This is a genomic window from Pseudomonas sp. 21LCFQ02, from assembly GCF_024129895.2.
Taxonomy (GTDB): domain Bacteria; phylum Pseudomonadota; class Gammaproteobacteria; order Pseudomonadales; family Pseudomonadaceae; genus Aquipseudomonas.
In genome coordinates this window covers 5,798,103-5,810,827 of the sequence record NZ_CM178749.1, presented here as the reverse complement: position 1 = coordinate 5,810,827, position 12,725 = coordinate 5,798,103, and the positions used below count along the sequence as shown (strand labels likewise).

The following is a 12,725-nucleotide window of genomic DNA, read 5'->3' as shown; positions in this document are numbered from 1 at the left end:
ATCACCGGCGTGGCGTGCCGTGAACGCCAAAAGCCCTCCAGGCAGAGGGCTCGGGAAAGACGCGGGGGGTTACCTGAGAATTCGTTGCTCGGCGGCTACGAACGCCGGGGTTTTGCCGGCATCGGCGTACACCGGCTCGCCTTCTTCGACGCGGATCACCTCTGAACCTTGCACGTAAGGAATGGCCGCTTCGGCTTCTTGAAGCGCCGCATGCAGCAGGCCCTCGGTGATGGTCGCTTCATCCAGGCCGTAGGCTTCGGCCAGCGCCTTGATTTTCACCAGGTCGTGACGGTACAGGCTCAGGGTCACTTCACTGCGTTCGTGCTGTTGCCGGGCCTTGGCTTCCCATTCGCTGAGCAGGGTCTGAAAACTGTTCATCAAGATGCCTCCACGAGTGTCGGGTACTGCCTTTGGACCCTTGCGATGTGCCGGGGGTTCGCAAAGGGTTTGGCAGCAGCGGTTTTTTGCGGCACTGTCGGTCTCACAACAACAGTAAGGAGGACTGAGGATGGCCGATATAGATGCCCGTTTGCGCGAAGACGTCCACTTGCTGGGCGAGCTGTTGGGCAACACGATCCGCGAGCAGCGCGGCGCGGACTTTCTCGACACCATCGAGCGCATTCGCAAGGCCGCCAAGGCCGGCCGTCGTGGTTCAGCACAGGGTGCCGAACAGCTCACTGCCAGTGTCGCCAGTCTGGACGAAGATGAGCTGCTGCCGATGGCGAGGGCTTTCAACCAGTTTCTCAACCTGGCCAATATCGCCGAGCAGTACCAGCTGTTGCGCCGCCGCGACGACAGCCAGGCTGCGCCGTTCGAAAGCACGGTATTGCCTGAGTTGCTCGAGCGCCTCACCCAGGCCGGGCACAGTAGCGAGGCGCTGGCCCGCCAGTTGGGCAAGCTGGACATCGAACTGGTCCTCACCGCCCACCCTACAGAGGTGGCGCGGCGCACCCTGATCCAGAAGTATGATGCGATTGCCGATCAACTGGCCGCGCTCGATCACCGCGACCTTAATAGTCAGGAATACGAACAGATTGTCACCCGCCTGCAGCGGCTGATCGCTGAGGCCTGGCACACCGAAGAAATCCGCCGTACCCGGCCCACGCCAGTGGATGAAGCCAAATGGGGCTTCGCAGTCATCGAGCATTCGTTGTGGCAAGCCATCCCCAGTTACCTGCGCAAGGCTGATCAGGCGCTGCACGCCGCCACCGGGTTTCGGCTGCCGCTGGACGCCGCGCCGATCCGCTTTGCGTCGTGGATGGGCGGCGACCGTGACGGTAACCCCAACGTCACCGCCAGTGTGACCCGGGAGGTGTTGCTGCTGGCGCGCTGGATGGCGGCCGATCTGTACCTGCGCGACGTCGACAGCCTGGCCGCCGACCTGTCGATGCAAGAGGCCAGCGCCGAACTGCGCGCCAGAGTCGGCGACAGCGCCGAACCCTACCGCGCCGAACTCAAACACTTGCGTGAGCGACTGCGGGCCACGCGCAATTGGGCGCATGCTTGCTTGAGTGTCCCCCAGCCCGCGCCAGAGGCGGTGCTGCATGACAACCGCGACCTGCTCGAACCCCTGCAACGGTGTTATCAGTCGCTGCATGACTGCGGCATGGGCGTGATTGCCGATGGCCCGCTGCTTGATTGCCTGCGTCGGGCGGTGACCTTCGGCTTGTTCCTGGTCAGGCTCGACGTGCGCCAGGACTCCAGCCGGCATAGCGCGGCGATGAGTGAGATCACTGATTACCTGGGGCTGGGCCGTTATGAAGACTGGAGCGAAGACGCCCGCATTGAATTTCTCACTCAGGAACTGAGCAGCCGGCGTCCGTTGTTGCCCGCCCATTTCAAGCCGGCTGCCGACACCGCCGAGGTGTTGGCCACCTGCCGGGAAGTGGCGGCAGCGCCGGCCGCATCGCTGGGCTCCTATGTGATCTCCATGGCCGGTGCGGCTTCGGACGTGCTGGCGGTACAACTGCTACTCAAAGAGGCCGGCGTGCTGCGGCCAATGCGCGTGGTGCCGCTGTTCGAGACCCTGGCCGACCTGGATAACGCAGGACCTGTGCTCGAGCGGCTGCTGGGGCTGCCGGGTTACCGCGCACGCTTGCACGGCCCGCAGGAAGTGATGATCGGCTATTCCGATTCGGCCAAGGACGCCGGCACCACAGCGGCGGCCTGGGCGCAGTACCGGGCCCAGGAAACCCTGGTGAATATCTGCCGCCAACAACAGGTCGAGTTGCTGTTGTTCCATGGCCGCGGCGGTACGGTCGGACGTGGCGGCGGTCCGGCTCATGCGGCGATCCTGTCGCAACCGCCGGGCTCGGTGGCGGGGCGGTTCCGGACCACCGAACAGGGCGAAATGATCCGCTTCAAGTTTGGCCTGCCGGGCATCGCCGAGCAGAACCTCAATCTGTATCTTGCAGCGGTGCTGGAGGCGACGTTGTTGCCGCCACCACTGCCCGAGCCTGGTTGGCGGGCCCTGATGGATCGCCTGGCCGATGACGGCGTTAAGGCCTACCGCGCGGTGGTGCGGGAGCATCCTGAATTTGTCGAGTATTTCCGTCAGGCTACGCCGGAGCAGGAGTTGGGGCGCCTGCCATTGGGCAGCCGTCCGGCCAAGCGACGTGAAGGCGGGGTGGAGAGCTTGCGGGCGATCCCATGGATCTTCGCCTGGACCCAGACCCGCCTGATGCTGCCGGCCTGGCTGGGCTGGGAGGCGGCGCTGGGCAATGCACTGCAGCGCGGTGAAGGCGAGCTGCTGGCGCAGATGCGCGAGCACTGGCCGTTCTTCCGTACCCGGATCGACATGCTGGAAATGGTCCTGGCCAAGGCCGACAGTGATATCGCCCAGCTCTACGATGAGCGTCTGGTCGCTGCGCCACTGCAGCACCTTGGGGCGCATTTACGCGACCTATTGTCGCAGGCGTGCGCGGTGGTGCTGGGCCTGACCGGCCAACAGCGGCTGCTGGCGCACAGCCCCGAGACGCTGGAATTCATCAGCCTGCGCAATACCTATCTGGACCCGTTGCACCTGTTGCAGGCCGAACTGCTGGCCCGCTCGCGCAACCGCGAAGCGCGTCTGGACAGCCCGCTGGAGCTGGCCCTGCTGGTTTCAGTGGCGGGTATTGCGGCTGGGCTGCGCAACACCGGTTAACGGATTGACCCGGGCTTGGCAGGTCAGTGGCGCGGTGTGCGCCGCTGGCACCGCCAGGCTATTTAGCCGACTACTGTAAGGCCTGGCGATGCGGCTGTGGCTGCGACCTTGGGCGGCTTGTGCGGCCAGAGTCGGCTGTGTATCTTGATCAACCTTTTGGCCTTTGGCCGTATTTGAGTTTTTCGATTGGCCCAAGAGGCGAATCCGACGATTGCATATAAAAATTTTGAGGAGCATGACGATGCGCGTGATTCTGCTGGGAGCTCCGGGCGCCGGAAAAGGTACTCAGGCAAAGTTCATCACTGAAAAGTTCGGCATTCCCCAGGTTTCGACCGGTGACATGCTGCGCGCTGCAGTCAAGGCTGGCACCGAGCTGGGCCTTAAAGCCAAGAGCGTCATGGACGCCGGCGGCCTGGTATCCGATGACCTGATCATCGGCTTGATCAAAGATCGTCTGGCTCAGCCAGACTGCGCCAATGGCGTGCTGTTCGACGGTTTCCCACGTACCATCGCCCAGGCCGAAGCCCTGGTCGAGGCTAACGTAGGCATCGACCATGTGGTTGAAATCGCCGTGGACGACGAAGAAATCGTCAAGCGTATTGCCGGGCGCCGCGTACACGAGGCCTCTGGCCGCGTTTACCACGTTGAGCACAACCCGCCGAAGGTCGAGGGTCAGGACGATGTGACCGGCGAGCCGCTGGTACAGCGCAAGGACGACACTGAAGAGACCGTGCGTCATCGCCTGTCGGTCTATCATTCGCAGACCAAGCCGCTGGTTGAGTTCTACAGCAAGCTGGGCGCCGAGAAGGGCACGCCCAAGTGCAGCCACATCCCGGGTGTTGGCAGTGTCGAGCAGATCACTGCCAAGGTGTTGGCAGCGCTGAGCTGATCACTGCCAAGGTGTTGGCAGCGTTGAGCTGATCCGCACCACCCGACAATGACAAATGGCCCGCTTGCGGGCCATTTGTCATTTATACTGCGCCACTTTTCATTTGCGACGGATACCTCGATGACCACCCTGCTGGCCCTGGACACTGCCACTGAAGCCTGCTCGGTCGCCTTGCTGCACGATGGCAAGGTGCTGAGCCACTATGAGGTGGCGCCACGTCTGCATGCCCAGAAGCTGTTGCCGATGATTCAGGACCTGCTTGCTCAGGCGGGCTTGCCCAAGTCGGCGGTGGACGCCATCGCCTTTGGCCGTGGCCCGGGTGCCTTCACCGGCGTGCGGATTGCCATTGGCGTGGTTCAGGGCCTGGCTTTTGCCCTGGATCGCCCGGTATTACCCGTTTCGAACCTCGCGGTGCTGGCCCAGCGCGCCTTGCGCGAACATGGCGCCAGCCAGGTCGCGGCGGCCATCGATGCGCGCATGGATGAAGTCTACTGGGGCTGCTACCGCGCCAGCGCCGGTGAAATGTGCCTGATCGGTGAGGAGGCCGTGCTGCCGCCCGAACAGGTCAGTCTGCCAGCCGACGCCAGCGGCGACTGGTTTGGCGCCGGCACCGGCTGGGGCTACGCCCCACGCCTGCCCGTGCAACTGAGTGGCTGCGACGCCGGCATGCTGCCCCATGCCGAAGACCTGCTCAGCCTCGCCACCTTCGCCTGGCAGCGCGGTGCCGCCATGCCAGCCGATCAAGCCCAACCGGTCTACCTGCGCGACAAGGTGGCGACGCCAAAAGGCGCTTGAAGAACAGGCGCTTTGGTTCCTTTGGTGTTTCAAAGGAACCCGCCCATCGGAGCAGAACCGGCAGTTCAGGCAACCGCGGCAATGACCTTTGGACAATGGCAAAGCCTTCGCGGCTAAAGCCGCTCCTACGCCGAAAGTAGGAGTCATCGCCCCGCGCAAGACCCCGAGCCCCTCAAGAAAACCCCGTCCCAGACGATACCCATTACGACTGAAAACGATATTGGCAGACACCGCCATTCATCATGAATGGCATCAATCGGCCATCTACCGCTCATCGCCTCAGTCTATGGAAATGCCCTGCGGCCCGAATAACGTGCAATTTGTGTGGTCTAGTTATCATTCGGATGTTTGCCAAAGCGCCTATCCGTGACGTTAAATTGCCACTACAGACGCCGAGTAATCATCGATGCGCATAGACGGTCCCTCACAACGCTCGTACCCCATCAAGCGCAAGCCCCGCAAAGGCCCTGCGACGATTGAGGGTGCCTTCGAGGAAGTCGACAGCGATATCGAACAACCTGCGCAGCCAGCCCGCAGTGCGCGTCGTGAGTCTGCTGACGTACACGTCCCCACCCCCAACGTTCCGGCACGTCCGCAAGACATGATCTTCCCGCGCTCCATGAGTTCGCGAGTGGCCACTGCCTTGGCCAGCTACCTGACCACCGCCAGCTTCGGCGATTGGGAGATGGAAGTGGCGGAGCTCGATCTGCACGTCTGATTGTGACCAGCCTGCCTTACTTCCTTGGTTGCCCGTCCTGGGCCGACAATACCTGGCGCGAATTCTTCTATCCGCAAGACGCCCGCAGCACTGATTTTCTTGGCCTTTACTGTCAGGTCTTCAACACGGTTGAAGGTAACACCACGCTTTACGCCCGGCCTAACGCCGCTACGGTGCAGCGCTGGGCGCAGACCATGCCGGCGCACTTTCGCTTTACCGCCAAGTTTCATCGCGATATCAGCCATGAGGGCGATCTGCGCCTGCAGCTCGACGCGGCCCAGGCGTTCGTTGCCATGCTGGCGCCGTTGGGTGAGCGGGTCACGCCGTTCTGGCTGCAGTTGCCGGCCAGCTTCGGCCCACAACGCCTCGCTGAACTGGCAATGTTCATCGCCGAGATCAAGGTGCCGTTGGCCGTTGAAGTCCGTAACCAGGCATTTTTTCTCAAGGGCGACGAAGAGCGTGCGCTCAACCGGCTGCTGCTCGATAACGGCATCGAGCGGATATGCCTGGATTCGCGGGCACTGTTCAGCTGCATCTCCAGCGATCCGGCCGTTCTGCACGCCCAGTCGAAAAAGCCCAAGGTCCCCGTGCGGCCTGCCGCGCTGACCCAGGCACCGCAGGTGCGGTTTATTGGTCGCCCGGAACTGGCTGCCAATGATCCGTACATGGCGCCTTGGGTCGAGAAAGTCGCCGCCTGGATCGAAGAAGGGCGCACGCCTTACGTGTACCTGCATACCCCCGACAACCATCGTGCACCCGCCTTGGCGCAGCGCTTTCATGAGCAATTGATGGCGCGTTTGCCGGGCCTGGCGCCGCTGGTGCAGATTGATCGTGGGCCCGAGGTGGAGCAGTTGGGGCTTCTTTGAGGTCCATGAGGGTGAACCCATTGGTTTAAGAGTCCCACCATGCGCTTGGTTATCGTGGTATTGCTGTTGTGTGCCCTGGCCTCACTGGCGGTGTGGCGTAGCTGGGTTGAGGTGCCGCCGCGCTGGAACCCTTGGGCACCGCTGGACATTCGTGCCGAACCCAATCTGCTGACTTCATTCAAGCTCTGGCGCTTGCAGGATAATGCGCAGTTGTGCGATCAGGCATTGGCATCATCGACCCTGCGCTTCAGCCGCCAGGCTGACAGCCCGCCTTCGGCCAATTGCCCGTTGAGCAATACCCTGCGGATTCAGGGCGGCGAGGTGGCGCTCAGTAGCAGCTTTTTGGCCAGTTGCCCGCTGGCGGTGGCTTATGCGCTGTTCGAGCACCACAGCCTGCAGCCTGTTGCTCAAGCCACATTGGGCCAGCGGGTTGCGCGTATCGACCACTTGGGCAGCTTTGCCTGCCGCAACATCTACAACCGCAGCGAAGGCCGGCTCAGCCAGCACGCCAGCGCCAACGCGCTGGACATTGCCGGGTTTCGTCTGGCCAACGGCGAGCGCATCGACCTGCTGCGTGACTGGAACGACAGCGGCGCCAAGGGGCAGTTTCTGCGCAGCGTCCAGCAAGCGGCCTGTGAGCACTTCAACACGGTGCTGGGGCCTGACTACAACGCCGCGCATCGCAATCACTTTCACCTGGATATGGGCATGTGGCGGGTCTGCCGATAAGCCCGGGTTTGCCTGCGGGCAATGCCATACAAAGGCACTCGGGTAAAAAGTGAATCTGCTACCATGCGCGCCTGTCCTTGTTTACCCGCCAGTTGCCATGCTCTTTCTTATCGCCTACATCGCCAGCGTCGTATTGATCAACTTCGCTTTTTCGGCGGCTCCGCATCTGGACATCATCTGGTCATGCTGGGGCGGCCTGGTGTTTGTACTGCGCGACATGGTCCAGACCCGCTTTGGCCATGGCGCGATTATCGCCATGCTGGCCGCGCTGCTGTTGTCTTACATCACCAGCGATCCGACCATTGCCCTGGCCAGCGCCACGGCCTTTGCCGTCTCTGAACTGATCGACTGGCTGGTGTTCACCATTACCAAACGCCCGCTGCATGATCGCCTGTGGATCAGCTCGGCGCTGAGTATTCCGCTGGACACCTTTATCTTCTTCGGCATGATCGACGCACTCAGCGCACCGGTACTTATTACTGCCCTGGCCTCGAAATTCGCCGGGGTCACGGCGGTGTGGCTGATCATGGCCTGGCGGCAGCGTCGACACGCCTGTCCGGGATAACCCTGCATCGCACAGGGCTTCATGGTAAATTGCGCGCCTTTCTCCACCGTGGTTGCCCGTTTACTGGCGGGCTGCCCTCGACATCTGCTCTTCGAGGACCTGAGATGACTCAAATCGGAACTCCACTGTCGCCCACCGCGACCCGTGTTTTGCTGTGCGGCAGCGGCGAACTGGGTAAAGAAGTGGTCATCGAACTGCAACGCCTGGGTGTCGAAGTGATCGCTGTCGATCGCTACGCCAACGCTCCGGCCATGCAAGTTGCCCATCGCAGCCACGTGATCAACATGCTCGACGGCGCCGCCCTGCGCGCCGTGATCGAGGCCGAGAAGCCGCACTACATCGTGCCGGAAATCGAAGCCATCGCCACCGCGACCCTGGTGGAGCTGGAGGCCGAAGGCTTTACCGTGGTGCCGACCGCTCGCGCTGCGCAGTTGACCATGAACCGCGAAGGGATCCGCCGTCTGGCCGCTGAAGAGCTGGGCCTGCCGACTTCGCCGTACTTTTTTGCCGACACGTTCGAAGACTACAGCAAGGCTGTCGAAAGTCTGGGCTTCCCGTGTGTGGTCAAGCCGGTGATGAGTTCTTCGGGTAAAGGCCAGAGCCTGCTCAAGAGCACTGCCGACATCCAGAAAGCCTGGGACTACGCTCAGGAGGGCGGTCGCGCTGGCAAGGGCCGGGTGATCATTGAAGGCTTTATCGACTTCGATTATGAAATCACCCTGCTGACCGTGCGCCATGCTGGCGGTACCACGTTCTGTGCGCCGGTTGGCCATCGTCAGGAGAAGGGCGATTACCAGGAATCCTGGCAGCCGCAGGCAATGAGTCCGGTGGCGCTGGCCGAGTCCGAGCGTGTGGCCAGGGCGGTTACCGAGGCGTTGGGCGGTCGTGGCATGTTCGGCGTGGAGCTATTCATCAAGGGGGATCAGGTGTGGTTCAGCGAAGTGTCGCCGCGCCCGCACGACACCGGTCTGGTGACCCTGATTTCCCAGGACCTGTCGCAGTTCGCCCTGCACGCCCGGGCCATTCTCGGCCTGCCAGTGCCACTGATTCGTCAGTTCGGTCCGTCGGCATCGTCGGTGATTCTGGTTGAAGGCCAGTCGACTCAGACTGCGTTCGCCAACCTCGGCGCAGCACTGGCTGAGCCTGACACCGCCCTGCGCCTGTTCGGCAAGCCAGAGGTCAACGGCCAGCGCCGCTTGGGCGTGGCCCTGGCACGTGACGAGTCGATCGAAGCCGCCCGCGCCAAGGCCAACCGCGCCTCGCAGGCGGTTGACGTCAAGCTGTAACGGCAGATGCAAGCCGTAGGAGCCGCTTTAGCGGCGAATGGTCTTCGCCGCTAAAGCGGCTCCTGCGACATGTCCTACAGTTCTGTATCGCGGGTCTCTTTAAGGGCCAGTACGGCCAGGACACTGAGCAGGGCGGCGGCCGATACATAGCCGCCGACCCAGCTCAAACCGCCCATGGTCACCAGCTTCTGGGCAAAGAACGGTGCCATCGAGGCGCCGACGATGCCACCCAGGTTGTAGGCCGCCGAGGCTCCGGTGTAACGCACCTTGGTCGGAAACAGCTCGGGCAGCAGCGCGCCCATCGGCGCGAAGGTCACGCCCATCAAAAACAGCTCGATGCTCAAAAACAGCGCCACGCTCCAGGTCGAACCGTGAGTCAGTAGCGGCTCCATGGCAAAGCCCGAAGCAATCGCCAGCACGCCACCGGTCAACAGCACCGGTTTACGGCCAAACCGGTCGCTGGCCCAGGCTGATATCGGCGTTGCCAGGGCCATGAACAGCACGGCAAAACACAGCAGGCCCAGGAAGGTCTCACGGGTGTAGCCCAGGGTCGAGACGCCGTAGCTCAGCGAAAATACAGTCGAGATGTAGAACAGTGCGTAGCACACCACCATTGCTGCAGCCCCGAGCAGCATGGGCTGCCAGTGTTTGCTGAAGGTTTCGACGATCGGCAGGCGCAGTTGTTCGTGCTTGGCCACGACCTTGGCGAACGCCGGGGTTTCTTCCAGTTTCAGGCGCACATACAGGCCGACAATCACCAGCGCTGCGCTGAGCAGAAACGGAATGCGCCAGCCCCATTCGCGAAACTGCTGGTCATCAAGGACCACGGCCAGGGTCAGAAACAGGCCGTTGGCGGCCAGAAAGCCAATGGAGGGGCCCAGTTGCGGAAACATGCCGAACCAGGCACGTTTGCCTTTGGGTGCGTTTTCGGTGGCCAGCAGCGCAGCGCCGCCCCATTCACCACCCAGTCCCAGGCCCTGGCCAAAGCGCAGCAGGCACAGCAGGATCGGTGCCCAAACGCCGATACTGGCATAACCGGGCAGCACGCCAATCAGGGTGGTGCAGACGCCCATCAGCAGCAGCGAAGCCACCAGTGTCGATTTGCGGCCGATCCGGTCACCAAAGTGGCCGAACAGCGCCGAGCCCAGTGGGCGGGCGAGAAACGCAATGCCGAAGCTCAGAAAAGCGCCGAGCATCTGCGCGGTGCCTGAGGTTTGCGGGAAGAACACCGGGCCGATCACCAGCGCAGCAGCGGTGGCGTATACATAAAAATCGTAGAACTCAATGGCGGTGCCGATAAAGCTGGCGGTGGCCACCCGCGTGGCAGAGTTGGCCGGCGGCGGTTGGGTGCTCTCGGTATCAGCGAGGGTCGTTGTGGTCATGCGGATTATCCCTGTCATGTCAGCTGCGGCGACCAAAGTGGCGGCAGGCATTCATTTGTTATAGGTGCGGGCAGCGCTGAGCTGGTCGGCCCGGTTGGGCGGCAAGGCAGGGGAATGGCCCGAGGGATGGTGAGCCAGGCCTGAGGGTATGCGGGTCGTTCAGGCTGTTGTTGGGCGGATCGTACCGCGTGCGGGTAGCACGTCGACCGGCCGGGCTGGATAAGCTGACCGATTATAGGAATGCTGCGGCTTTTGAAACAAGTGGTAACAGGCGCGGGCGCGCTCGGTCAGAGACGGGGGCGCAACGGTGCATGCCGCCACATCAGTACCCGGGTCACGCGGTTATCCTCGGTTTCGAGGATTTCCAGCCGGTAGGGACCAACCTTCAGGCAAACCGGGCCTTCGGGAATGGTTTCCAGCGCTTCGGTGACCAGGCCGTTAAGGGTCTTGGGGCCATCGGACGGCAGATGCCAGCCCAGGCTCTTGTTCAGTTCGCGAATCGACGCCGCGCCGTCGACTGCCATCTGGCCGTCAGGCAGTTGAGTGATGTGCGGGTTATCCAGGTGCTCGTTTTCGAACTCGCCGACAATCTCTTCGAGAATATCTTCCAGGCTGATGATGCCCAGCACCTCGCCGTATTCATCAACCACCACGCCCAGGCGGCGTTGCTGCTTGTGAAAATTCAGCAACTGCAGCTGCAATGGCGTGCTTTCCGGGACGAAGTAAGGCTCGTAGCAGGCGCTCAGCAGGTGGTCCTTGGTCAGTTCGGCCTTGGGCAGCAGATGGCTGATCTGGCGGGTGTTGAGAACCCCCTGTACCTGATTGATGTCGTTGTGATAGACCGGCAGGCGGGTGTGGCGCGAGATGATCAGGTTCTCGATGATCTGGCCGATCGGTTCATCCAGATTGATCCCGTCCACTTCGCTGCGCGGAATCAGGATGTCGTTGACCGTCATGCGGTCCAGGGCGCGAATGCCGGCCAGTACGCTGCTTGGGCTGCTGTCGGCTTGCGCTTGGTGTGCGTGGTATGGCTGCACTTGGTCATGCTGCAGCTCGCCGCCGGGACCTGGGCGCCGGGCAAGCGGCTGTAGCAGCAGGCCCGCGGTACGCTCAAGCAGCCAGGCCAGTGGCTGCAGCAGGCGTAAAGGCCCGCGCAGCAGGCTGTTGACCAGTTTCAGGGTGGGCTGTGGATAGCGACTGGCCAGACGCCGCGGCAGGTATTCGGTGAGCAGTAGCAGCGCGGCTGAGCTGCCCAGCCAGGCCAGTAATGGCCCCTGATAAACCCAGTAACGCAAGCAGACCAGCAGCGTGATGACCACCAGCAGGGTCTTGAGCAGGGTATTGCCCAGTATCAGGCTGTGCAGATCGGCCTCGTTTCTGGCCCGCGGGCCTGCCAGGTAATACACCGCTTCGGCCGCCGTAAACAGTCCTGACCAGAGCGTCAGCAGGGCCAGCACACCGAGCAGGGGAGCGATGGGCAGACTATTCATGAGTGCGGCTCTTTAGATGGGTGTAGTCAGATATGCAGGATGAATTCGCGTACCAGCTTGCTGCCGAAGTAGGCCAGCATCAGCAGGCAGAAGCCGCCCAGTGTCCAGCGGATTGCCTTGTGGCCACGCCAGCCCAGCCGCGTGCGACCCCAGAGCAGGACCCCGAACACCACCCAGGCCAGGCAAGACAGTAGGGTCTTGTGGACCAGATGCTGGGCGAACAGATTCTCGACGAAGATCCAGCCTGAGATCAGCGACAGCGACAACAGGGTCCAGCCAGCCCACAAGAAGCCGAACAGCAGGCTTTCCATGGTTTGCAGTGGCGGAAAATTGCGAATCAGCCCGGACGGGTGTTTGTGCTTGAGCTGGTAGTCCTGCAAGAGCAGGAGCAGCGCCTGGAACACGGCGATCGTGAACATGCCGTACGACAATATCGACAGCAGTACATGGCTGAGGATGCCAGGCGACTCGACGATCGGTTGCGCCGTCCCGCTGGGCACGAACTGCGCGAGCAAGACGGTTATCATGCCGAGCGGAAACAGCAGCGCCAGCAGGTTTTCCACTGGAATGCGCACGGTCCCGAGCAGAATCAGGAAGATGACCGCGAGGGCGATGAGGCTGGCGGCGTTGAAAAAATCCAGGCCCAGGCCTGCCGGGCGAATCAGTTGCGAGCACAGGCCGATGGCATGGGCGATGATCGCCAGGGAGCCGAGCAGCCACAGCAGACGCTTGTCGGGTCTGGTGGCGCGGCGCAGGCGGATGCCTTGATAGACGGTCGCGGCGGCATACAGGCTGGCGGCGATGAGGCTGGGGAACAGGCTGGCTGGCAAAGGGAACATGATCCTGACGGGCGGGCCCTG

Annotated in this window: 12 protein-coding genes; 8 read left to right on the top strand and 4 right to left on the bottom strand. The window is 62.4% G+C overall.

Annotated features, from left to right (window positions below):
- Positions 1-69: 69 nt before the first annotated feature.
- Complete coding sequence (locus tag NJC40_RS26200) at positions 70-378, bottom strand: hypothetical protein (RefSeq protein ID WP_045481399.1); 309 nt, start codon at positions 376-378, stop codon at positions 70-72.
- 130 nt (positions 379-508) lie between these two features.
- On the opposite strand from NJC40_RS26200, the gene ppc reads away from it, so the two are divergent.
- From ppc to purT, 8 genes are all read left to right on the top strand, one after another.
- On the top strand, positions 509-3,145 hold the full coding sequence (gene ppc, locus NJC40_RS26195) for a phosphoenolpyruvate carboxylase (RefSeq protein ID WP_253142751.1): 2,637 nt from the start codon (positions 509-511) through the stop codon (positions 3,143-3,145).
- Between the two features lie 241 nt (positions 3,146-3,386).
- Positions 3,387-4,034, top strand: coding sequence for an adenylate kinase (gene adk / locus NJC40_RS26190; RefSeq protein ID WP_045481392.1), 648 nt, complete (start codon positions 3,387-3,389; stop codon positions 4,032-4,034).
- A 120-nt stretch (positions 4,035-4,154) separates the two neighbouring features.
- A complete protein-coding gene (gene tsaB / locus NJC40_RS26185) occupies positions 4,155-4,829 on the top strand; it encodes a tRNA (adenosine(37)-N6)-threonylcarbamoyltransferase complex dimerization subunit type 1 TsaB (RefSeq protein WP_253142750.1) in 675 nt (224 codons plus the stop codon).
- 406 nt (positions 4,830-5,235) lie between these two features.
- Entirely contained in the window at positions 5,236-5,547 is a 312-nt protein-coding gene (locus NJC40_RS26180; RefSeq protein WP_045481385.1) for a hypothetical protein, read from the top strand.
- A gap of 2 nt (positions 5,548-5,549) precedes the next feature.
- Entirely contained in the window at positions 5,550-6,413 is an 864-nt protein-coding gene (locus NJC40_RS26175; protein WP_253142749.1) for a DUF72 domain-containing protein, read from the top strand.
- A 39-nt stretch (positions 6,414-6,452) separates the two neighbouring features.
- Complete coding sequence (locus NJC40_RS26170) at positions 6,453-7,142, top strand: extensin-like domain-containing protein (RefSeq protein ID WP_045481379.1); 690 nt, start codon at positions 6,453-6,455, stop codon at positions 7,140-7,142.
- 97 nt (positions 7,143-7,239) lie between these two features.
- Positions 7,240-7,707, top strand: coding sequence for a VUT family protein (locus NJC40_RS26165; RefSeq protein ID WP_045481376.1), 468 nt, complete (start codon positions 7,240-7,242; stop codon positions 7,705-7,707).
- A 104-nt stretch (positions 7,708-7,811) separates the two neighbouring features.
- Complete coding sequence (gene purT, locus NJC40_RS26160; RefSeq protein WP_045481372.1) at positions 7,812-8,993, top strand: formate-dependent phosphoribosylglycinamide formyltransferase; 1,182 nt, start codon at positions 7,812-7,814, stop codon at positions 8,991-8,993.
- 74 nt (positions 8,994-9,067) lie between these two features.
- Here purT and NJC40_RS26155 read toward each other — a convergent pair whose 3' ends face one another.
- The 3 genes from NJC40_RS26155 to NJC40_RS26145 form a co-directional block, all read right to left on the bottom strand.
- A complete protein-coding gene (locus NJC40_RS26155; protein WP_045481368.1) occupies positions 9,068-10,375 on the bottom strand; it encodes an MFS transporter in 1,308 nt (435 codons plus the stop codon).
- A 287-nt stretch (positions 10,376-10,662) separates the two neighbouring features.
- Entirely contained in the window at positions 10,663-11,865 is a 1,203-nt protein-coding gene (locus tag NJC40_RS26150) for a transporter associated domain-containing protein (protein WP_253142748.1), read from the bottom strand.
- A gap of 26 nt (positions 11,866-11,891) precedes the next feature.
- Positions 11,892-12,704 carry a cytochrome C assembly family protein gene (locus NJC40_RS26145; RefSeq protein WP_045481361.1) on the bottom strand — a complete coding sequence of 271 codons (813 nt, stop codon included), beginning with the start codon at positions 12,702-12,704 and terminating at the stop codon, positions 11,892-11,894.
- Positions 12,705-12,725: the final 21 nt, after the last annotated feature.

Coding starts and splice junctions, on each gene's coding strand:
- NJC40_RS26200 (WP_045481399.1), bottom strand. CDS start 378: ATGAACAGTTTTCAGACCCTGCTCAGCGAATGGGAAGCCAAGGCCCGG.
- ppc (WP_253142751.1), top strand. CDS start 509: ATGGCCGATATAGATGCCCGTTTGCGCGAAGACGTCCACTTGCTGGGC.
- adk (WP_045481392.1), top strand. CDS start 3,387: ATGCGCGTGATTCTGCTGGGAGCTCCGGGCGCCGGAAAAGGTACTCAG.
- tsaB (WP_253142750.1), top strand. CDS start 4,155: ATGACCACCCTGCTGGCCCTGGACACTGCCACTGAAGCCTGCTCGGTC.
- NJC40_RS26180 (WP_045481385.1), top strand. CDS start 5,236: ATGCGCATAGACGGTCCCTCACAACGCTCGTACCCCATCAAGCGCAAG.
- NJC40_RS26170 (WP_045481379.1), top strand. CDS start 6,453: ATGCGCTTGGTTATCGTGGTATTGCTGTTGTGTGCCCTGGCCTCACTG.
- NJC40_RS26165 (WP_045481376.1), top strand. CDS start 7,240: ATGCTCTTTCTTATCGCCTACATCGCCAGCGTCGTATTGATCAACTTC.
- purT (WP_045481372.1), top strand. CDS start 7,812: ATGACTCAAATCGGAACTCCACTGTCGCCCACCGCGACCCGTGTTTTG.
- NJC40_RS26155 (WP_045481368.1), bottom strand. CDS start 10,375: ATGACCACAACGACCCTCGCTGATACCGAGAGCACCCAACCGCCGCCG.
- NJC40_RS26150 (WP_253142748.1), bottom strand. CDS start 11,865: ATGAATAGTCTGCCCATCGCTCCCCTGCTCGGTGTGCTGGCCCTGCTG.
- NJC40_RS26145 (WP_045481361.1), bottom strand. CDS start 12,704: ATGTTCCCTTTGCCAGCCAGCCTGTTCCCCAGCCTCATCGCCGCCAGC.